A 20,687-nucleotide genomic window follows, 5' to 3' on the forward strand; every position below is an offset into this window, starting at 1 on the left:
ATGTACATAATTATGATATTATTATGTACAAAGAAAGGAAGGTGTCATATGCCCCAAATTAGACCAATTACAGACCTTAGAAATACCACGGAGATTTCTGAACTTTGTCATGAAAAACGTGAACCACTTTTTATCACAAAGAACGGTTATGGAGATTTAGTCGTTATGAGTATTGAAACATATGAGGAAATGCTAGAAACAGTACGAACAGATACAGCAATTTGCGAAGCTGAAAAAGAATATGCTGCCGACGGCGTTTTGTTGGATGCAAAAGAAACCTTGTCTTCCTTGAGGAGAAAACATTTTGGATAAATTTGTTGTAAAACTCTATGCCCGTGCTTACCGGGATTTGGATGATATCTATACCTATATAGCGGAAAATCTGCTAGAATCTGGTATAGCTTTAAATATAATTGCCGAACTGGAAAATGCAATTTTTAGTTTGGAACAATTTCCAGAACGCGGTGCGATTCGATGCGTTGGAGCCTATGCAAACGGAGATTACCGTCAGGTATTCGTGAAAAACTATGTTGTCATTTATCGTGTTTTAAAGGAAAAGAAAGAAGTGCATATTGTCACCGTACGCCATACATCGAGCAGCTTTTGACAAAGAAAATTTTGGCATTGCCAATGGAAGGTAAGTTCTGCTATACTAGAATCGTTATGCAGAAAGGACGGAAGATGAGACTGGTAAGTTTGGCGAGCGGCAGCAGCGGAAACTGCATTTACATAGGTTCTGAGAATCATCACATCTTGATTGATACGGGCATTGGGCGAAAGCGGGTGGAAGAAGGCCTGGCGGCTTTGGAGCTTTCTCCAGCAGACCTGGAAGGCGTGCTGGTTACCCATGAGCACAGCGATCATGTGAGCGGCCTGGGCGTGTTGGCAAGAAAATATGAAATTCCGATTTATGGCACCGCCGGTACGCTTGAGAGAATTCAGCAGATCAAAAGCCTGGGGGCTTTTCCCGGCGACTTGTTTCATTCGATTTGCGCGGGCGAGACATTTTGCCTGGGAGATTTGGAAATTCAGTCCTTTTCTGTCGATCACGACGCCGCAGACCCGGTGGCTTATCGGGTGAATTGCGGAGGGAAATCCGTAGCGGTGGTAACAGATTTGGGAGAATATCATCCGGCGACGGTGGCCTTTATGGCGGATTTGGACGCCCTCCTGCTGGAAGCGAATCACGACGTGCGGATGCTGCAGGTTGGCCCTTATCCTTATTATCTGAAGCAGCGGGTGATGGGAAAGCAGGGACATCTGTCCAATGAAACCGCGGGTCGTCTGCTGGCGGAAGTCTGGCAGCCCCGGCTTCGGTATGTGCTGCTGGGACATTTGAGTAAAGAAAATAATTATGCGGAATTGGCTTATGAGACGGTGCGTATGGAGCTTTTGATGGGGGAGTGCGGCTGCAAAAAGGACGACGTGTCCTTGGCGGTGGCTCCTCGTTCCGGCCGGTCCAATACCGTGCAGATCTAGGAGGATGACATGAAAAAAACGATTATTACGGTGGTAGGAAAAGACACGGTCGGCATCATTGCCAAGGTGTGCACGTATCTGGCGGAGAATCAAGTAAATATTCTGGATATCTCCCAAACCATCATCCAGGGCTTTTTTAACATGATGATGATTGTGGACGCCAATGAATCGTCGAAGACGATCGGGGAACTGGCGGAGGAGCTGGAAACGCTGGGAGAGACCATCGGCGTGCGGATTCGCTGCCAGAGCGAAGAGATTTTTGAAAAGATGCACCGCATCTAAGCAGGAGGCAAGGCATGATTAATATTTGGGAAGTCAATGAAACCAATCAGATGATCGAACAGGAAAAGCTGGACGTCCGGACGATCACCATGGGAATCAGCTTGCTGGACTGCTGCGACGGCGATCTGAAAGCGCTGAATGAAAAGATTTATGAGAAGATTACACGGCTGGCAAAAAATCTAGTCTCCGTGGGCCGAGATATTGAACGGGAATATGGGATTCCGATTGTGAATAAGCGGATTTCGGTCACGCCGATTTCACTGGTAGGCGGCTCTGCCTGTCGTACGCCGGAGGATTTTGTCACCATTGCGGAAACTCTGGACCGGGCGGCAAAGACCGTCGGCGTGAACTTCCTCGGCGGTTATTCCGCGCTGGTATCAAAGGGAATGACGGCTGCGGATCGAAATTTGATTTTGTCCATCCCCAAGGCGTTGGCCGCTACGGAGCGGGTGTGCAGTTCCGTAAACGTTGGTTCCACCAAGACGGGACTGGATATGGATGCCATTCAGCTGATGGGAGAAATGATTTTGCAGACGGCAAAAGAGACGGCGGATCAGGACTCTCTTGGCTGCGCAAAGCTGGTGGTATTCTGCAATGCGCCGGATGACAACCCGTTTATGGCGGGCGCTTTCCACGGCGTGACGGAGGGCGACGCGATCATCAACGTCGGCGTCAGCGGGCCGGGTGTGGTGAAGCGTGCGCTGGAAAAGGTGCGGGGAGAAAATTTCGAGGTGCTCTGCGAAACCGTAAAGCGCACGGCCTTTAAGGTGACCCGTGTCGGTCAGCTGGTTGCCCAGGAAGCATCGGCCCGTCTCGGCGTACCCTTTGGCATTTTGGATCTTTCTTTGGCTCCGACTCCGGCAGTCGGCGACAGCGTGGCGGAGATTTTGGAAGAGATGGGACTGGAATCCGTCGGAGCGCCTGGAACGACGGCTGCCCTGGCCCTTCTGAACGATCAAGTGAAAAAAGGCGGTGTGATGGCGTCCTCCTATGTGGGCGGCTTAAGCGGCGCTTTTATCCCGGTCAGCGAGGATCAAGGCATGATCGACGCGGTAAATCGCGGCGCCCTGACGTTGGAAAAATTGGAAGCGATGACTTGCGTTTGTTCTGTGGGGCTTGATATGATCGCCATTCCCGGCGATACGTCGGCGTCGACCATCTCCGGCCTGATTGCCGATGAGGCGGCGATCGGAATGGTTAATCAAAAGACCACGGCGGTACGCGTGATCCCGGTAATCGGGAAAGGGGTCGGCGAGGTGGTGGAGTTCGGCGGCCTTCTGGGATATGCTCCGATTATGCGCGTCAACCCGTACTCCTGCGAGAAATTTGTCAACCGCGGCGGAAGAATTCCGGCTCCGATTCATAGTTTTAAAAATTAAAAAAATAGTGCTGTCTTTTGGCAGCGGAAGAACTGAAACGGTCGGGTATAAATTCCTTTTCTTTGGTGAAGAATAAACGTGAGAGAAAAGAAAAGGAGGAATATCCCATGCCAGTTTTAGATTGTAGTGTAAATACCTGTGTTCATTATGCAGATAATTGCTGCTGCCGGAGAGAGATCTTGGTGGAAGGGACTCATGCCCATACGGACAATGAAACCTGCTGCGGCAATTTCGATGAGAGACGGGAAGGCTGCTGTGAAAATTCCGTAAGGGAAGCAAACACGCAGCTGTCCGTTGGCTGTGAAGCGATCAACTGCGTGTTTAACGCAGACCGCAAATGCAGCGCAGAGCATATCGGTATTGCCGGCCCTAACGCAAAGATGGCGGATCAGACCATGTGCGCTAGTTTCCAGGCTCGCGGCTAAGGAAAAAGAACAGGGGCTGTTGCGAAAGTAGAGGAATCATCACTACCGGAGCAGCAGCTCCATTTCTATGCCCCAAAACTGAAAGGCAGGCTCCGAAGAATCTGCCATCCGTGGTGTAATAAGTTATGAGGTGTGCATGCTCTTAGCTATGGAGGATTGTAGGAATGAGATTACCATGAAAAGTGCTTGACAAATAAGAGAAACGATGGTAACATCTATATGTTGTAAATTTATGAAAAAGCAGAGTATCCACTCTCACCTTAGCACATGTTGTGACTTGGGTTCTGACGATCTTACTTTTTATGGGTAAGGATAGGTGGGTAGTCTAGCTATTCACCTTTTTTTGTGGCTGAAATACGGTTTTGCTTGGACTGTGTTTCGTTAGCCGCTGCTGTCAGGCAATCGCAGGAACATTATTTTAGGAGGTATACGGCAATTAGCGATCTATTGATTAACGGGAAAATCGGTGACAGAGAGATTCGTCTGATCGGAAGTCAGGGACAACAGGTTGGTGTGATGAATTCCAGAGAAGCTCTACGGATGGCCAGAGAAGAGGAATTAGATCTGGTAATGGTTGCTCCGACTGCGAATCCGCCGGTTTGCAAGATTATCGATTATGGAAAGTACCGGTATGAGCTGGCCCGCAAGGAAAAAGAAGCCAAGAAAAAGCAAAAGATCATTGAAACCAAGGAAGTTCGTCTGACTCCGAATATCGAGGAGAACGATCTGAATACCAAGGTTAAGGCGGCCAGGAAGTTTTTGGAAAAGGGCGACAAAGTGAAGGTTAGCCTCCGTTTCCGCGGTCGTGAGATGAGCCATATGAATCAGAGCAGGCACATCCTGGATGATTTTGCGGAAAAAGTGGCGGATATCGCGACTGTCGACAAAGCGCCTAAGGTGGAAGGCAGAAGCCTAGTTATGTTCTTAAGCGAAAAACGCTAAGCAATACAATCTGAAGGAGGACATAGAAATGCTGAAATTAAAGACGAAAAGAGCCGCTGCAAAGCGTTTCAAAAAGACCGGAACCGGTCAGCTGAAGAGAATGAAAGCCTACAAGAGCCACATTCTGACGAAGAAGTCTCAGAAGAGAAAAAGAAATCTTCGGAAAGCAGCCATGACCGATGCGACCAACGCAAAGGTTATGAAGAAGATTCTGCCCTACTAATAGTTGAAAGGAGATTACCGAAATGGCAAGAGTAAAAGGTGGCTTAGGCGCCAAGAAGAGACATAATCGTGTATTAAAGCTGGCAAAGGGATATCGTGGAGCACGCTCCAAACAGTATAGAGTAGCAAAGCAGTCTGTCATGAGAGCTCTGACAAGCTCCTATGCAGGCCGGAAACAGAGAAAGAGACAGTTCCGCCGTCTGTGGATTGCCCGTATCAACGCTGCCGCCAGAATGAACGGCCTGTCCTACAGCCGTTTCATGTTTGGTCTGAAGCAGGCCGGCGTGGAGATGAACCGCAAAATCCTGGCCGATATGGCAGTGAACGATGCGGAAGGCTTTGCAAAGTTGGCCGCTTTGGCGAAAGAGAAAATTGCGTAAATGAGAATAGACGCCTCTGAAAAAGACGGTGGATCGCGGTCGCTATTTTGATTGCAAGTATAAAAAAGCCAAGAACCATATATTTTTGAAAATATGTGGTTCTTGGCTTTTTTATTCTATTTTGAAAAAGAATAGAGATCTAGATGGTGTAGAAGAAGCGTAAAAATATTAAAGCGTCTTCACCGCGGAGATAGCATAATGCTTCTGCACATAGGAAAAAAAAGCTTCGCAGCTTTTTGTCTTCGGCGCGTTCAGGCGGCGGAAAAAGTAAAGGACGTTTAGCACGTCCGGCGTGTGGATTTTTAGAACTCTTAGCTCGGAAAAGCTCTCCAGTTGCGGATAGTAGGAGGAAAGTCCAATGCCTAATCCCGCTTCTACCATAGTGGCCAGCGCAAGGGAGGATTTGACGCGGCAAGTATTCGTATCCGGATTAAAACCGACCATTTTGTAGATCGCATTGATTCGTTTGACGGTGATCGAGGTATCGGAGCGGGAAATTACAGTCTGAGACCAATCGACATCGTAAAGATTAATACTGCCTTGGTTGGCTAATGGATGCGTTTTCGGCACTAAGAGAACCAGAGGGAAATCGGAAATCTCAAAATATTCAATTCCTTCGATATTTGGAAAACTCGCGCTAATGCCGAAGTCAAAATTTCCTAGGCGCATTTGTTCATATAAGCCTTGACCAATATTTTGCGTTAACTGCAAGTCCATATTTTGATGAATTTCTTCGCTTTTAAAAGCTTTTACAATCGTGGTAGTCAAAAAAGTTTTTTCTGTGATGATTCGTATATAGGAATCGCTTAATTCAGTAAAGGATTTGACGGCAAATTTCCCCTTTTCCAATTCTTCTAAAGCGCGATTGACATAAGTTAAAAAAACCTCGCCGACGTCGGTAAGCTGAGAAGAACGACTGGTGCGTTCCACCAGCTTGACGCCCAGTTCTTTCTCCAGGGCGGTGATTGCATAGCTGAGACAAGGCTGAGTAATATAAAGCTCGGAAGCAGATTTTGCAAAATGCTGAAGCTTCGCCAGAGTTTGAAAATAGTATAGATGCTGTAAATTCATGTACATCCTGCCCTTTCCTTTTTTCTCATTATAGCATGCGTGTCCTAAAAAAACAGATAAATATTTTTTTGATGGAGGCGGAATGAAAAAAATTTATTGATTGGATTTTTTTATCTTTATCCGCTAGAGTAAAGACAGATCGTAAATCACATAAGGGCCCAGTGGAAAGGAAAAGAAATGAAAACAGATTTCTCAAGAGATGAATTGGTGGCACTGATTCCCCAGATTGAACAGATTGAGGACGCAGCACTACGGGATAAGGTGGTCAAAGCTTGGGAACTGGCCTACCAGTATGGTAATTTTGAAAATTTAAAGACGGCCAGATTTAATCCATTTTGCGACTATGTAACCTTATGCCAACACACGAGATCCGTGACGGAGGGAAGCATTTGTCTGGCAAAGATTTTGCAGAAGGAATATCAATATGATATTGATATGGACGCTGTGATCAGTATTGCGGCGCTGCATGATATTTCCAAATTGTTGGAGAACACACCGAAAGAAGATGGCGGAATTCAGAAAACAGAGGTGGGACGCAGTTATCAGCATGGATTTTTCAGCGCCTACTACAGTCTGCAGGCAGGGCTTCCTCATAAGATATCGGCGGCAATTCTGGCGCATACCCATCAGACAAAAACGCTGCCGACTTCGTTAGAGGGAATACTTGTAACCTATGCAGATTTGAGTGATGCGGACGCGCACCGCTTCTATATGGGAAAAACTTTGCACGTCTCTGACTTGCATTAAGTCAACAAAAATAAACCATCAGAAGGAGAATAAGTATGAAAAAGACAATAGCAATGTTCCTGGCTCTGGCAATGACGGCGGCGGTATCCCTGACCGGATGTAGCTCAGAATCCAGCAAGACGACAACCGCGCCGGCCAGTACGGCGGCAGTCGAAACAGCGGCAGCAGAGAATAGCACAGCGGGAGAGACAACCGCGAACGCAGAGGACATCTATGCGAGCGATAAGACGGTGACCATTATTACGGATGCGGATCCGGGCAATAACTCCGATATCTTGACACGCAAATGGGCGGAGCTTTTCACTAAATATAGCGGCTGTAAAACAATGGTAGTGAATGAGACTGCTTCTTCCGGCATCATGGCGATGAATATGCTGCTGAAAGAGGATGCCGACGGATTTACTTTGCTCCAGCAGTCCCAATCGTTGCCTTTGACAGTGGCCGCCGGTACAGCTCCTTTTGCAGGCGATTCGGTATCCCCTCTCTTTGGCCTGACCAATGACTCCATGTGGATTACCGTAGCTGCTGACAGTCAGTATCAGAGCATCGAAGATTTGATCAAGGCATGTCAGGAAAATCCTGGAAAGGTGAATGGAGCCGGAAATAAGACAAAGGGAATTGTCCATTACTGGGCATGCTTGCTGATGCAGGATATGGAGATTGATTTCAATTTTATTCCTTATGATACCGGAAATGAACAGATCACAGCAGTTTTAGCCGGCGACGCTGATTTCATGCTGCTGAGCAACAATCGTTCCAGTACAGAAGTGCAAGGCGGTTCGATGCGTTGTCTGGCCCTGACCGGCGACAAGCATTACGATGTCACTCCGGACACTCCTACGCTGGGAGAACTGGGATATGAGAATGCTAATTCAGTAACGGTATGGCGCGGCATGTTCTGTAAGAGCGGCACCGACGAAGCTGTTATGGATCGCTTGGAGGAGATCAACGCTCAGATCGTCGCTGATCCGGCCTGGGAGGAGTGCGTGACTGGCATGGGCATGTCTGTGAGCAATAAAAATCGTGAAGAATTTACTCAGGCATACAATGATGTCATCGAGTGGGGAAAGAATGCTTTTGAGTGGTATGACAATAAGTAACCGCAAAGGAGAACATCTATATGGAAATCAGTAAAAGAAAACTGTCATTGGCGGTGGACGGGATACTGATCGTATTATCGGTAGGATATTTTGTCCTTTCCTTCTTTATTGAGGAGGGCGCGAACTTTAGCCTTTCTTCCTCTTTTTACCCGCGCCTTCTAGCGATATTGATTTTCGTATTGAGCCTGATTTCCCTTTATGCGGACACGCTGGGCTCCCGGAAGACGGAGACTGGAACGGTAAAAGTGGGAAATCCGGGGAAACAGGGAGGAATCCTTCTAACCACGATTCTATTTGTATTGGCGTGGCAGATGCTGGGCGTCTTTTATCCAATGGTTTTTGTGACGACAGGAGTTCTAGTTTGGCTCTACAATCAGGAACCAAAAAGCATGAAAAAGTTAATAAAAACCCTATTGGTAGCCGCCGCGTTTACCCTATTTGTGATATTATTGTTCGGCATTGGGCTGAAAATCGAGTTCACTTAAGAAAAGGAGAGGCGACGTGGGTGTATTAACGGATTTTGATTTTTCCTTACTATTTAACATGACGAACCTTTTCGCCATCGTTTTTGGTACGGCTTATGGGATGCTGATCGGCGCCCTTCCTGGTTTGGGAGCGTCGGTGGGCGTGACCATGCTATTTCCTCTGATTTACCAGATGGACGCGATTCCAGCGTTGATTATGATGATGTCCTTATATCAAGGAGCCAGCTACGGCGGATCGATTTCGGCGGTGACGCTAGGAATCCCTGGTCAGGCCGGAGCAATTTCTACGGTGCTGGATGGAAATGCTATGGCCAGAAATGGTGAGCCTGGACGGGCGCTTGGAATTTCCTTATTTGCCTCCACTGTCGGCGGCATTTTAGGAGTGCTGGTATTGATGTTTGCTACAGGGCCTTTGGCTGGATTAGCGACGAAACTGACGGATCCGGAGCTTTTTCTGGTGGCCACCTTTGGTATGCTGACGCTGATGGCAACGGGCGACAATTTTTTAAAGACGGGAATTATGCTGCTGTTGGGATTGATGACAGCTACCGTGGGTTTGGATATTTTTTCTGGGAATCCACGCTTCACCATGGGAAGTATCATTTTATATGATGGATTTAAATTGGTGCCGATCATCACAGGAATGTTTGCCATTGCGGAGATTTTTAATATGTCGATGGGAAACACCTCAGCCAGCTATGTGGCGGACGCAAAGAAATGTAATTGCAGATTTGAAAAGAAGGACGTAAAAATGTGTCTGCCAACGGTAATTAAATCGGGAATCATCGGAGTGGTCTGCGGAATCATACCGGGACTTGGATGCGAATCCGGCTCCTTCCTTGCCTATACGGAAGCAAAGCGAGTAGCGAAGAATCCCGATGAATTCGGGGAAGGAAGCCCTCTTGGAATCGCTGCGCCGGAATCCGGAAATAACGGCGCGGTGGCAGGCGCACTAGTGCCGTGGCTTGCAATCGGTCTGCCAGGCTCTGGTTTCGTGGCGGTGATTTCCGGTGTACTGGTGGTAAAAGGAATTACTCCCGGCCCTACTTTGATGAGCACCAATACGGACTTTGTCTATACGTTAATGTGGGGACTTCTTTTGGCGACGATTTTTATGTTTGTTTTGGGCTTTTTTGCAACTAGCATCTTTGCCCGCCTGTTGGTTATTCCAAATTATATTCTGGCGCCCTTGATTTTGATGTGCGCATTGATCGGCGCTTATTGCTGCCGCAATCAATTTTTTGATATTTGGGTAGCAATCGTTTGCGGTGTGATTGGCTTTTTCGCGAAAAAGCTGCATTATCCGGTCGGAGCTTTCGCATTGGCTTTGGTATTGGCAGGGCTGTTTGAGATGGATTTTCGCCGGTCGCTGCTGATTTCACAGGGAAATCTTTCCATCTTTGTATCCCGTCCGGTTTGCATCGTTCTATGGATTTTGATTGCTTTTGTATTATTTAGCGTAGTTAAAAAGAAAAAGAAGCCGAAAAAGGAGAGAAGGTAAAATCATGGGGCAGATTACACTTTTTGACTGTACTCTGCGCGATGGCGCCAATGCTGTCCCGAATGGATTTTCCAGAAAGCAGGCAGAATTGATACTGGAAGGCCTTCTTTCCAACGGAATTGATACCATCGAGATCGGAGGCAGTAAGGGGCTGGGGGGAGTCGCTCCCGATGAAAGCTTGAATGATCAGGAATATCTGGAGATGGCTCAGCCGTTTACTAGGCGTGGGACGATCGGGATTTTTTTAAATATCAAAAATGCGACGACGGAGCGAATCCGTGAAGCGAGCGATGCGGGTATGAAATTTATCCGCATCGGAGCTGCCGCTGGAGACGGATTCAAATGCTATGAAGCGATTCAGCAGGTAAAAGCATGCGGGATTGCCTGCGAGTATTCCTTGATGAAATCTTATCTTTTGCCTCCGGCCGATTTAGCCAGAGAGGCCAGAGTGCTGGAATCCTGCGGGCTGGATCGGATTACGGTGATGGATTCGGCAGGAACCATGCTGCCGGAGGACGTCCGCGCTTATGTGGAGGCGATACGGCAGGAGGTGCGGATTTCCGTCGCTTTTCATGGACACAATAATTTGGGGCTCTCTCATGCAAATGCGTTGACCGCCCTGGAAGCCGGGGCGGATACGCTAGATTGCTGCCTGCTGGGGCTGGCCCGCAGCGCGGGGAATGGCGCGACGGAGATCCTCTCGGCGCTGCTTGCGCGCCGAGGAATGTTGAAGACGGTAAATATACCGGGGCTTTTGGGCTTCGTGGAGAGACAGCTGCTTCCAGAACTTGGCGGCTGCGATGAAAGCTCTTTTATTCGACCGGAGGATGTGATATGCGGTATCGCTGGGTGCCATTCTAGCTTTTTGAGCTTGTTCCGCGAAATGGCGGTGAGCCACGATGTGCCGTTGTATGATTTGATCGAGCGAGTTTCCGTTCTGGATCGGAAAAGCCCGTCTCGAGAGTTGATGGAGGCGGAGGCACTCGCCCTGGTCGAAGGCCGGGCTTAGTGAAAGCATAGGCAGGGAGGAAATGGAGTATGGTAGAAATCATATGTCCGCCAAACCGTACACCGGAGCGGGACGGGATCTATGAAAGCGGAGGCTTTCGGTATCAGGCGGACGCATCATGGGCGAAATGGCCAGAAAATCTGACAGGAGTCCACGCGTTGGGAGGCTGCGTTGACTGGGACGGCAGTTTGATTGTGGCGACAGAAGACAGAGAGCATCCGCTCACGGTATTTGACACGGAGGGGAAGTATCAAAGAGCCTTTGGTATAGGGCTTTTTCAAAAGGCTCATAGCGCTAATTTTACGCCGGTTCATACCCTGCTGGTGGCGGATGCCGGAATGAAAGCCCACGTGATCCGAGAGATCGATTTAGAAGGACGCTGGATTCGGGATTTCGGATGGCTGGGACGCCACGGCGACAGCGGCTATGATCCCGGATATCTGGAAGAACTTCGCCGAGAAGGAAGAATTCCAAAAGAAGAGAGCTGGAATAAGAGGCCGGATTTTAATGCCAGGCTGGATAGCATTCGACGCTGCGGAGCACCTTTTTGTCGGCCGTGCAGTATGAAGGTCGGCCGCAGCGGCTACTATTTTGCCGCTGACGGCTACGGCAATGCGGCGGTACACAAATTTCGTCCAGACGGGACTTTGGATAGATCCTTTGGAGAGCCGGGAAGCGGTCCAGGGCGCTTTCGCTTGGTACATGATCTTTGTCTGGACGCTAGGGATCGGATTTGGGTAGCCGACCGAGAAAATGCCTGCGTACATGTTTTTGATCAGGATGGAAAGCTTCTGGCTTTTTGCGGAAGCGGACTTTTTCGGGTAGGCTCGGTTTGCGCGGATGAAAAATGGGTCTATGTGGGAGAACTGGACGGAGGGATTACGATTATCAATCTGGATTTCCAAGTTGTGGCTCGATTTGGAAGCCGCGGCTGCGCTCTTCACGCTCATGGATTGACCGTTGACGAAAACGGAGATTTGATTCTATTTACCAATAAGTACAGCAAAACAAATAATATTCTACGGCTTTTTCGAAGCTGAAGCGGAAACCAAGAAGGAATTTCCTGTAGAACAAAAAACGCCTGGGAAGAAGCGCTATCCTTTTTCCTAGGCGGATTTCTTTTTACTGGTCCATGACTTTTTTCGCCGCCTCCTTTGGATTAACCGGGACGATAGCTGTACAATGTTTAAAAATGCGCTTTTGAAGAAAAACTTCTTGACAAATGTCTGGGAATTTGGTAGATTATATAACAGTGTGAGAAGTGCTATCATTATTTCGGAGCGTGGCTCAGTTTGGTAGAGCGTCCGGTTAGGGACCGGGAGGTCGCAGGTTCGAATCCTGTCGCCCCGATTTTTTCTTTGCTTTTTTGTGAAGAAAGAGAGTGTGTCTGTAGCTCAGCCGGATAGAGCAACGGCCTTCTAAGCCGTGGGTCGGGGGTTCGAATCCCTCCAGGCACGGGACAAGCTTCCAGGTGTTTACTTGGGAGTTTTTTTATTTCATAGGAATTTTCTATTAAAACGTAAAGAAGGAGGGCCGCTTGGACCCTCCTTCTTTTGCGCCTTGTAAAAGTTTTCCAGAGAGACTCTTCCTACCAAATTACCGCTTCATATTTCGTTTTGCGGAGTTTCGGATCGCTTTCAGGCTGGTATCCAGCTCCTTTTTCACAATCCGCCCAATCCGATTCGCCATTTCCGTGTTGACATCACCGGAAAGCGCTACCAGAGGGGCGTTGAGTTCCAAAGTGACTGGAGCTAGGTCTGACGGGGAGAGTGGAGAAAGCAAAAGGGAAGGCGTCGGCGTCAATTCGGAGCGAAGCAGATGATTCATTGCGCTCGTCAATTCCGGCATATTTCCCACAAAGTCGCGGAACAGCCTGCCATCGTCTGGGGTCAGGATCACTTCTCCATTTCTTACCATGGCAAGTCCATCTTCTCCACTTTGTCTCAAAACATCGACGATACCTCCCTGGCGGAATCCGGCCTCCCGGAATTTCGCCTTGGTCTTGGGACCGACATTGCCATCCGGATTGAGCCCGTTTTGTCGCTGGAATTCCAGGACTGCCCGGAGGGTGGCGGGGCCGAAACTTCCGTCTATGTCCAGGCCTGCCTGGATAGTTCCGTTTAAGGCGCGTTGAAGCTTTCGGACATCATCGCCTTTTTGTCCCCGGCGCAGCGTACCATTTACATTTGATACTTTTTGATCTTCTCCAGTCAACGTAGGAGAGGACGGCGTCTGATGCTTCCGTCGGTATTCTTCCGAGTTGATAATCCCCTGGCGGACTTCCTCGGCCGTCATCCCGTTTGCCATCCGCTGGTTCCAATCCTCCAAACCAGCCTCATCCGGTTCCCGCTTCAACAGATCCAGGTACAGGCCCCGGATATAGTTCCGGTTCTTATCCACCACCGCGCTGACCGCGGCGGAATCCGTGGCATCATTCACATGGCCCGCCTGGATGGGCCCGCTCTTCTGGCCGGTCACCGCCTCGTTCTGCTTCGCAATCGACGAAAGCATCGACTGGGTCGCCTGCTCGATCCGGATTGCCATCGCGTCGTAGGCATCCGAGATCTGTTTCAGATGCGCCGTGATCGCCGCATCCGCATCGGCCACCGTGCCCGTATAGGTGGTCACGGCATTTCCAGCCGCCGACCACACGCCGGTGATTCCCTCGCTGATCTGATACCCGGTTTCCTCCGAAAGCTTCTGCAGGCTTTCCCGGACCGAGGAAACATTCCCATTGATCTGGCCGGTCAGGTCCGTAAGAGCCGTCTTCGTATCCTTGGCGTAGGCTTCTAAGGAGTCCTTAAGGTCCTCAAACTCCTGATCCAAAACTTCCACCTGGATTTCGTACTTCTTATCGGCCTCCGTATCCTCTAGCTTTTCCTGGGCCTTGGCCAGGTCCGCCTGCAGCTGCTTCCGCCTCTTTCTCGCGTAGTCGGAGTCATTGCCTTCTAAAGCAGAAAGCTGCCGCTCGATCTCCCGGATACTGTTTGTCTGCTCCGCGATGGTTTTCTGATAGTCAGATTCCTCCTTGGCGGTTTTCAGGGCTTCCTTCCGCTTGTCTAAGATCTCCTCGTAGGCATCCGCCTGGGCATCCAATTGTTCCTGGATGAGGTCCAGCATGTCCTCCTCATAGTCGTAGACATCGGAGATGGCATCCCGGTAATCCTCCATCAGCTCATTTCGTTTTTCCATGTAGGCGTTATATCCGGAAGCGCCCATCTGGTCCGCTCCGGAACGCTTGGCCTTAGCATCCAGGGAAGCTAGGGCCGCCTGGTATTCGGAAACCGACTGCCTGGCGATGGCAAGTTTCTGGGCCATCAAACCAGCGGAGGCCAGGCCCGATGCCGTGTAAGCCCCGCTCTTTTCCACCAGGTCTTCGCGTTTCAAGAGATCCAGCAGGAAGTCGGTCTCCTCCGTCAGGTCCTGGTAAGCCTGCACCTTTCTGGAAAGGTTCTCCCAGCGGATGTCATCCATGGCCTGCTGCATCTCCAGGATAGACTTGGTGCAGGCATTGATGGCATTGGCATTGTCGAGGATCTGTTCGGTCAGGCGGTACCAGTCCTCGGAATTCTTGACGATCACGCCGCGGGAAACTTCCCGGTCCAGGAGAGCCTGCAGCTCCCGATTGGCCGCCTCCAAAGAAAGGCGTTCCTGCTCGGACAGCTCCTGCATCTTCTGATAATAGGCCATGCCGATGGAATCTCCTCTGGCCTCCAGGAGATCAAGGCCAGACTCAAAGCGGGAGCGTTTGGAAGAAAGAAGATCGTTTCGATTATCCAGTTCCTCCTGCAGGTTCTCTAACTTAGCCTTGGCATTCTCCCGGAGAGCCTCGGTATAATCCGCGGCAGCCTTGGAAGCATTCTGGTAAGCCTCCCTCTGCACCGCTAAAAGGGCATTGTACTTCTCCGCCAGGACCAGCGCAGAGCCGGAGAGGGAAGAGGTATCGATCTTTTCCTTGGCCTGGAAAGCAGAAAGGAACTGGTCTCTAGTGGCATTCTTCAAAAGCCCCATCTGGATGGCCAGCTCGGTATTGGCATCCACCAAAGCGCTGTTATAGGTATCCAGCTGATTTTTCAGGTTTTGGGTCTGCTGGTCTAAGAGGCTGTTCTTTTCCGTCAGGCTGAGAGCATTCTTATAAGCCTGTTCCAGGCGGGACATGGCGTCGTCCAGCCGGTCAATCTTCTCCTTGGTCTCATCGAGGCGGAGGTTGGCAAAATCCTCGGCGGCGCTTCGGATATCGCCCCGGAGGGAAGAAAGCTCCCCCGCGCAGTCCTGTGCCTTATCATAGAAATCCTGGAAAGTATCGATGGACTTCTTCAAGTCCTCGTCGGTAATCTTCTCCAGGTCAATGCGTCCAGAGCGGACCAGAGCCTTATAGTGATCGGAAAGGTCGGTGGAATCGGCCTCCTGCTGATAGCGGTTTGCGGCTTCTTCGAGGAGCTGCATCTGCTCGATCATGGAAGAAAAAGCAGAATCGAAGCCAGCCTTCTTGGCAGCGGTGGAGACGGAAGACTCCACGGAGTTAAGGAACTCCTCGGTGCGGGCCTTTAGGACATCCAGCTTGCGGACGATCCAGTCGACGAGTTCCTCAAATGTGTCTTTGGCATCAGAGGTGGATTTTGAATTGGAAGAACTTTGGCGATTGGATTTACTATCAGAGGAGCCAGAAGAAGGGGTACCGCCGTAACCTGCTACAAAAGCATGGCCCGACGTATCAAAATTACCCCTTGCGTAAGCTTTTCCTCGTCCCCCGCCGGAGGTTACATAGCCATTTTTAAATAATTCTTCGGTTTGTCTATGATTAAAGATAATGGCGCCCTTCGGGATAGTAGCAAATTCTGCGCCGCGGTCGCCTACGGTCCAATATTTGTCGCCATAGACAATCAGTTCTTGACCTAGCTCTCCTGTTAACGCTGTTTCTCTGCGTTTGGTACCCCAGCTGCCTTTTGCATGTGCAGTACCGTTTTTTACAGCAAACGACCTTCCAGTACCCCTAGATGTTCCTCCCTGGGAAGATTCGTTTTCTGTGGAGGTATTGCTAGTAGTAATAAGCGTGCTGATTTTAAAGTTAGCGCCTTGTTCCGCTTGTGCCTTAATAGCAAGAAGGGCGACTGATAGGGCGGATAAACGTGCTTGGGCGGCGACCGTATCCAAGGGAAATTTTTTTGGTTGAACAATTAGTTTGAAAACTTCGGAAGAGATATTTTTTAGTTGTTCCATCATAATGATAGAAGAAGTGTTATCTAAATTGTTCACCTTATTGAGGCTGTCTTCCAGCTTTGACAGTTCCTCTTGGGCTGTACGGTAAGCATCGCTTTCGGGGGTAAGCGTGTTGAGTTTTTCTTTGGTATTTTGAATTTCATTTTCCAGATATTCTCGGGAAACCTGGATGTTCATTTCAGTGGGTTCTGTTAGCCCTTGTTCAATTTCTGCAATTTGCTGCTGGACCTCATCGGCCTCCGCTTTTAAGCGGATTTTTTCCTCAGGTGTCTCCGCAGAACTCCATTGCTTGATCAGGGAGTCATATTCTTGCTGTAGGGTAGCATAATTTACTAAATCTTCTGCAGTTTGGCTTGCCAAATCTTCCTTGGCTTTTTGGATTTCTTCTAGTTTATCCAAAATTTGCTGGGTGCTTTCCTGGTCGTACTCCGAGGTGAGACCCCATGTTCCTTCCTCAATCATTGCTGCCTTATCAGCAAGCGCCTGAGCTTCCATCATTTCTAAGGCATTCAAGTTATCGGCGCTGCTATCTAATAATTCATCTGTCCAGTCGAAGGTTTGACCAAAGGTGAAGGATTCCAGATCTCCGAACAAGGACAAGGCGGCTTCCTTCGTTAGACCGAGTTGATCAACAAAGTCCTGCAGTTTGGCGCCTTCCGCTACTACGAAACTCTCTGTATCGCCAATGAAGAGTCCCTCGGAAAGAGCATCTCGGACAAATTGGGTAATACCTTCGTCATCTTCTGTAAAATACTTTTTTAAAGTGTCGTCATAGTAATCTTTCATTGCCCCAACGCCTTGATCGATCACATCCTCCGGAATCAGCAGGCGAGCGCCAGCCTCAAAGCCAGCAGTGCCATAGCGTTGCTCAGAAAATCCTTTGGATAAATCCTCCATGGCGCTTAAGCCGGTATTATAATCATCCTCAGGACTGGGAGCGGATTGCGAATTTCGATAGGTATCAAAGGCATTGCTGGTGCCTAGAAGTTGTTGTTCCAGTAAGTAGTATTGATCAATTTCAGAAGCAATGGCCTCCATCTCTTCCAATTTCGAAGAAATTTGATAATGAGTGGCAAAATTGTATTTATCATATCCGTCAAGGAGATGATTTAATTCCTGGTTCAACTTATGGTATTCTAGGTATTTATTGGATTTCCCTTCCTCGATTTTCGCTTGAATTTCTTTTTCCCGCGCTTTGCTTAGCTCTTTGACGGCGTCTTCGTGCAGCGTGATTCGATCGCCCTCCACAGATAGGCAGTCGGCATAATCCTCCGAATATTCGATCAACTTCTCATATTGATCAATGGTTAATGTGGAATTTTGACTGGACATCTGAGAAAGCAGTTCTCGCTCATCGCCATAAGTATTGACATTCCCTGTAAGCTCAGAGATTTCCAACTTTTTCTTTTGAAATTCGTCTACCGCTTTTTGGAAGTCTTCCAAAGTCCAGGAATCGGATTGATTGCTTGCCATGAGCGTGTAAATGATGTCGATTGTCTCGTCGGAAGCTGTAAGCAGATATTCCAGCATAGGATCCCGCTGGGAATGGATGATAGAAGCGATGCCAAGAGGCGCTAATCGATTGACATTTTGGTTGTTGGAGAGTTTTGACAGGATGGCTTGACGCATTTCAGAAGTACTTTTCTCTACCCCTTCAATAGCGGCCACGGGATCTAAAACAAAGAGACCTCTTTGAAATAGATTCTCTAAGCGGCTGGCGATTCCCTCATATCCCTCAATGACCATGCCTGTTTCTGCATCATAGAGATCTTCGGACTCTGTGATTAAGCCGGATATCCGTTCTTTTATGGTGGATTCATAGCTCTTGATCTGTGTTCGAAGAGCGCTCTGCATCGTTTTATCATTGTTGTGGGTTGCCACGGAGAGCTGAGCTCTCAAATCTTCTAATTTTTTTAGATCATCGAGGGTTTTGTCGATGCGGTCCACGCTTTCCATCTTTGGAACAGTAATTTCTGAGCCGTTTTCGTCGAATATCGTTTCTGTTCCGACTTGAACTTGCTCGGACTTTTTCGTGATAGCGTCTCGCGCATTGGAGGCCTTTTCTTCCCCAGCTTGATTCTGTGTAAGTTTTTTGAGAGCCAGCCGGAGTTCCAATTGTTTGTTGACCTCTTTTAGCTGTTTCAGCTCCTGGTGTTCCGTGAAGGTCAGCGGAACTTTGCCCTGTAGTTCCTCTATCCGTTGTTTGACGGAAGAAAGCTCGTCGTTTAGCGATTCGACCTCAGAACGCAACGATTCGAATTTTTCTTTTGTCTCCTGGACACTTTTTTGAGCGTTATTTAGGGATTGGAAAAGACCGGACAATAGGTCGAAAGCAGCAATCCCTACGCCTATTAACCCAAGTTTTGGTAAGGTTAGCATGTATAGAAAAAAACAGTTGTCTATCTGCTTTTCTTATGGTATGGTAAAACTGAAAAAGTAAAACGTAAAATGTCGGAGGTGGAACCATGGATAATGTATTGATCACAACAGGGTATAATTTTGAACGGTATAAAATTGTGAAATATTTAGGGGTTGTACATAGCGTTATAAACATTGCTAAGTGTGTAGGACCAAGTACGTTTTTGAAAATAGGAGAAGAAGAATGTTATCAAATTTCAATAGATGAAATGATGAGAGATTTGACAAGAAGAACACGTGCGCTTAAAGGAAATGGCATAATTGGGTTACAAGTTAGTAAAATGAAAGATCTAGGTACAGGATTTGGGTGTATAGTTGGCATTGCTACCGCAGTGCAGATTGAAAAAGAGTGAGGTAAATCTGCCCTAGACAAACGGCGGGCAGAGCGCCGACAATTTTTTCTGGTAAATACATGGACTATACAATAAAAGCACATCCACTAAGGCAGGATGTACTCCAAGGATGGGTAGTCTCTGGGCATTTCCTCCTGTTAAAAACTCTTACTATGCGTTGACAGTTTATACAGTTTAGCCAAGATGAATGGCAGGAGGATGTGCTGCTGATCGAGTTGTGCCAAGCGGCGCGGAAAGCGGATTTTCAAACCATACCGTGTGCCGTTACCGGCTCCGTTTCGGTTCCGCGTTCCTTCCCTGTTCCAGCATATGAGAAATTGTAAACTCACATCGGGTTAATTCCCGTTACTCCTTTCCGTGACGTATACGGATTCTTCCGGAATTGAAAGCTGCTCCATTTTTGCAGAAATCTTTTCCGAAATAGCCCTGTTATCCAAAACTTGCTTGAGCTGTTGTGGTATCTTTTATTAGGTGATATATACTAGCAATGCTAGAAGCGGTACCAATATATGTTGTTGCAGTATTTAGTAGTCCGCCGGAAGCGCTTTTGGATTCTTTCCCAAGGCTGGACATTCCAGATCGCATAGAATCCAGCTGCCGGCTGATATTGCCGAGCCGTTTTTCAATTTCTTGCGTATGCTTGTCGAAATCACCGGAGAACTGAAGTTCCAGTTCCACGACTCTTTTTTGTGTCAGTGTATTCAGTTTTTCTTGCGCGGCGCTGTCGTCCAGCGCCACGAGGTATGTTTGGTTTGCATTTTTTGCCATAGAAAATAAGTCCTTTCTTTAAGGTAGTAGGAGCCCCTGATCGGAGCGGTTAACGGGTAACATCTATGTGATATCATCTCCGTATCGGAGTGAACAATGAAGCCTCCGTCGGGAAGATGATTTGTTGTCTATCTATTTTTGAAGCAAATATTGGGCTTTATTGCCGATGCAAGAGTGCATTTTATCAGCCCTTGGTTTCTTGCAGCGTATATGTTATAATAAAACTGTTATGTATTGGAGGTGCGGCATGGCGTTGGAAAATAAACTGGGTTTGAACAATTCTGCCGAGCTTGCCAGGGAAGAGGAGTGCATCAGCAAAGCAAAGGCAGTGCAGCTCTTTGAAAAGAGGATGCTCGATACTTTGGAAGCGGGGAAGTTTTCGTCGCTAAAAGCGATTCATCAGTTCCTTTTCGAGGAGATTTATGATTTTGCCGGTGAAATCAGAACGGTAAATATTGCAAAAGGAAACTTACGTTTTGCCCCTTTAATGTATCTGCAAACAGCTCTTGAAAATATCGATCAAATGCCACAGTCTACGTTTGATGAGATTATTGAGAAATATGTGGAAATGAATATTGCACACCCTTTTCGAGAAGGAAATGGGCGCAGTACCCGTATATGGCTGGATCAGATTTTAAAAACGGAGCAGAATCAGGTTGTAGATTGGAGTAAGGTGGACAAAGAGGATTATCTTCTTGCGATGGAGCGCAGCCCGATTCGGGATATTGAAATCAAGCATATCTTAAAGGCGGCTATGACAGATGACATTCATAACCGGGAAATTTATATAAAAGGTATTGACCATAGCTATTATTACGAAGGGTATACGGCGTTCAGGGCAGGAGATTTGTAAGGACGATTTTTGTGCTTTACAGCAAAAAGGTATGAAGAGGTATGGGTGAAGGC

20 protein-coding genes and 2 tRNA genes are annotated in these 20,687 nt (G+C 48.1%); 19 read left to right on the forward strand and 3 right to left on the reverse strand.

The genetic code is table 11. From position 1 onward, the window contains the following. Positions 1 to 48: 48 nt before the first annotated feature. The 9 genes from ACCC71_RS05560 to rplT all read left to right on the forward strand — a co-directional run bounded on the left by ACCC71_RS05560 (position 49) and on the right by rplT (position 5,109). Entirely contained in the window at positions 49 to 312 is a 264-nt protein-coding gene (locus ACCC71_RS05560) for a type II toxin-antitoxin system prevent-host-death family antitoxin (protein WP_434311428.1), read from the forward strand. Next, positions 305 to 607 (forward strand): type II toxin-antitoxin system RelE/ParE family toxin, encoded by a 303-nt coding sequence (locus tag ACCC71_RS05565; protein WP_434311429.1) that lies wholly within the window; start codon positions 305 to 307, stop codon positions 605 to 607. The genes ACCC71_RS05560 and ACCC71_RS05565 overlap by 8 nt, the downstream gene beginning before the upstream one ends. A gap of 74 nt (positions 608 to 681) precedes the next feature. Beyond that, entirely contained in the window at positions 682 to 1,479 is a 798-nt protein-coding gene (locus tag ACCC71_RS05570; protein ID WP_434311430.1) for an MBL fold metallo-hydrolase, read from the forward strand. A gap of 9 nt (positions 1,480 to 1,488) precedes the next feature. Next, positions 1,489 to 1,761, forward strand: coding sequence for an ACT domain-containing protein (locus ACCC71_RS05575; protein ID WP_434311431.1), 273 nt, complete (start codon positions 1,489 to 1,491; stop codon positions 1,759 to 1,761). A 14-nt stretch (positions 1,762 to 1,775) separates the two neighbouring features. Further along, a complete protein-coding gene (locus ACCC71_RS05580; RefSeq protein WP_434311432.1) occupies positions 1,776 to 3,140 on the forward strand; it encodes a PFL family protein in 1,365 nt (454 codons plus the stop codon). Positions 3,141 to 3,247: 107 nt separating this feature from the next. Next, positions 3,248 to 3,565 (forward strand): DUF1540 domain-containing protein, encoded by a 318-nt coding sequence (locus ACCC71_RS05585; RefSeq protein ID WP_434311433.1) that lies wholly within the window; start codon positions 3,248 to 3,250, stop codon positions 3,563 to 3,565. 447 nt (positions 3,566 to 4,012) lie between these two features. Beyond that, the gene (gene infC, locus ACCC71_RS05590; RefSeq protein WP_434311434.1) at positions 4,013 to 4,507 is read left to right on the forward strand and encodes a translation initiation factor IF-3; all 495 of its coding nucleotides are present in this window, start codon (positions 4,013 to 4,015) and stop codon (positions 4,505 to 4,507) included. A gap of 28 nt (positions 4,508 to 4,535) precedes the next feature. Next, entirely contained in the window at positions 4,536 to 4,730 is a 195-nt protein-coding gene (gene rpmI / locus ACCC71_RS05595; RefSeq protein WP_244800640.1) for a 50S ribosomal protein L35, read from the forward strand. A 22-nt stretch (positions 4,731 to 4,752) separates the two neighbouring features. Further along, positions 4,753 to 5,109 carry a 50S ribosomal protein L20 gene (rplT, locus tag ACCC71_RS05600; RefSeq protein WP_434311435.1) on the forward strand — a complete coding sequence of 119 codons (357 nt, stop codon included), beginning with the start codon at positions 4,753 to 4,755 and terminating at the stop codon, positions 5,107 to 5,109. A gap of 168 nt (positions 5,110 to 5,277) precedes the next feature. Here the strand turns inward: rplT and ACCC71_RS05605 are convergent, their stop codons facing one another. Then, entirely contained in the window at positions 5,278 to 6,186 is a 909-nt protein-coding gene (locus tag ACCC71_RS05605; protein ID WP_434311436.1) for a LysR family transcriptional regulator, read from the reverse strand. Between the two features lie 171 nt (positions 6,187 to 6,357). Here ACCC71_RS05605 and ACCC71_RS05610 point away from each other — a divergent pair, with 171 nt between their 5' ends. The 8 genes from ACCC71_RS05610 (at position 6,358) to ACCC71_RS05645 (ending at position 12,479) form a co-directional block, all read left to right on the forward strand. Beyond that, entirely contained in the window at positions 6,358 to 6,927 is a 570-nt protein-coding gene (locus tag ACCC71_RS05610) for an HD domain-containing protein (RefSeq protein ID WP_434311437.1), read from the forward strand. 35 nt (positions 6,928 to 6,962) lie between these two features. Next, positions 6,963 to 8,027 carry a tripartite tricarboxylate transporter substrate binding protein gene (locus ACCC71_RS05615; RefSeq protein ID WP_434311438.1) on the forward strand — a complete coding sequence of 355 codons (1,065 nt, stop codon included), beginning with the start codon at positions 6,963 to 6,965 and terminating at the stop codon, positions 8,025 to 8,027. Between the two features lie 20 nt (positions 8,028 to 8,047). Beyond that, positions 8,048 to 8,512: a tripartite tricarboxylate transporter TctB family protein gene (locus ACCC71_RS05620; RefSeq protein WP_434311439.1), complete on the forward strand. Its 465-nt coding sequence runs from the start codon at positions 8,048 to 8,050 to the stop codon at positions 8,510 to 8,512. 16 nt (positions 8,513 to 8,528) lie between these two features. Next, positions 8,529 to 10,013, forward strand: coding sequence for a tripartite tricarboxylate transporter permease (locus ACCC71_RS05625; RefSeq protein WP_434311440.1), 1,485 nt, complete (start codon positions 8,529 to 8,531; stop codon positions 10,011 to 10,013). Between the two features lie 4 nt (positions 10,014 to 10,017). Continuing rightward, entirely contained in the window at positions 10,018 to 11,022 is a 1,005-nt protein-coding gene (locus ACCC71_RS05630; RefSeq protein ID WP_434311441.1) for a 4-hydroxy-2-oxovalerate aldolase, read from the forward strand. 29 nt (positions 11,023 to 11,051) lie between these two features. Further along, positions 11,052 to 12,062 (forward strand): hypothetical protein, encoded by a 1,011-nt coding sequence (locus tag ACCC71_RS05635; protein ID WP_434311442.1) that lies wholly within the window; start codon positions 11,052 to 11,054, stop codon positions 12,060 to 12,062. A gap of 236 nt (positions 12,063 to 12,298) precedes the next feature. After that, positions 12,299 to 12,372, forward strand: a tRNA-Pro gene (locus tag ACCC71_RS05640). 33 nt (positions 12,373 to 12,405) lie between these two features. Then, positions 12,406 to 12,479, forward strand: a tRNA-Arg gene (locus tag ACCC71_RS05645). Positions 12,480 to 12,618: 139 nt separating this feature from the next. Here ACCC71_RS05645 and ACCC71_RS05650 read toward each other — a convergent pair. Then, positions 12,619 to 18,492, reverse strand: a complete 5,874-nt coding sequence (locus tag ACCC71_RS05650) for a peptidoglycan-binding protein (RefSeq protein ID WP_434311443.1) — start codon at positions 18,490 to 18,492, stop codon at positions 12,619 to 12,621. A 215-nt stretch (positions 18,493 to 18,707) separates the two neighbouring features. On the opposite strand from ACCC71_RS05650, the gene ACCC71_RS05655 reads away from it, so the two are divergent. Further along, positions 18,708 to 19,013, forward strand: coding sequence for a hypothetical protein (locus ACCC71_RS05655; RefSeq protein WP_434311444.1), 306 nt, complete (start codon positions 18,708 to 18,710; stop codon positions 19,011 to 19,013). A gap of 429 nt (positions 19,014 to 19,442) precedes the next feature. On the opposite strand, the gene ACCC71_RS05660 is transcribed toward ACCC71_RS05655, so the two are convergent. After that, positions 19,443 to 19,781 (reverse strand): hypothetical protein, encoded by a 339-nt coding sequence (locus ACCC71_RS05660; RefSeq protein WP_434311445.1) that lies wholly within the window; start codon positions 19,779 to 19,781, stop codon positions 19,443 to 19,445. A gap of 247 nt (positions 19,782 to 20,028) precedes the next feature. Here ACCC71_RS05660 and fic point away from each other — a divergent pair, with 247 nt between their 5' ends. Then, positions 20,029 to 20,634, forward strand: a complete 606-nt coding sequence (fic, locus tag ACCC71_RS05665; protein WP_434311446.1) for a protein adenylyltransferase Fic — start codon at positions 20,029 to 20,031, stop codon at positions 20,632 to 20,634. The last annotated feature ends 53 nt before the right edge of the window (positions 20,635 to 20,687 follow it).

This window comes from Hominifimenecus sp. rT4P-3 (assembly GCF_051055405.1).
In the GTDB taxonomy this organism is placed as follows: Bacteria; Bacillota; Clostridia; order Lachnospirales; family Lachnospiraceae; genus Pseudolachnospira.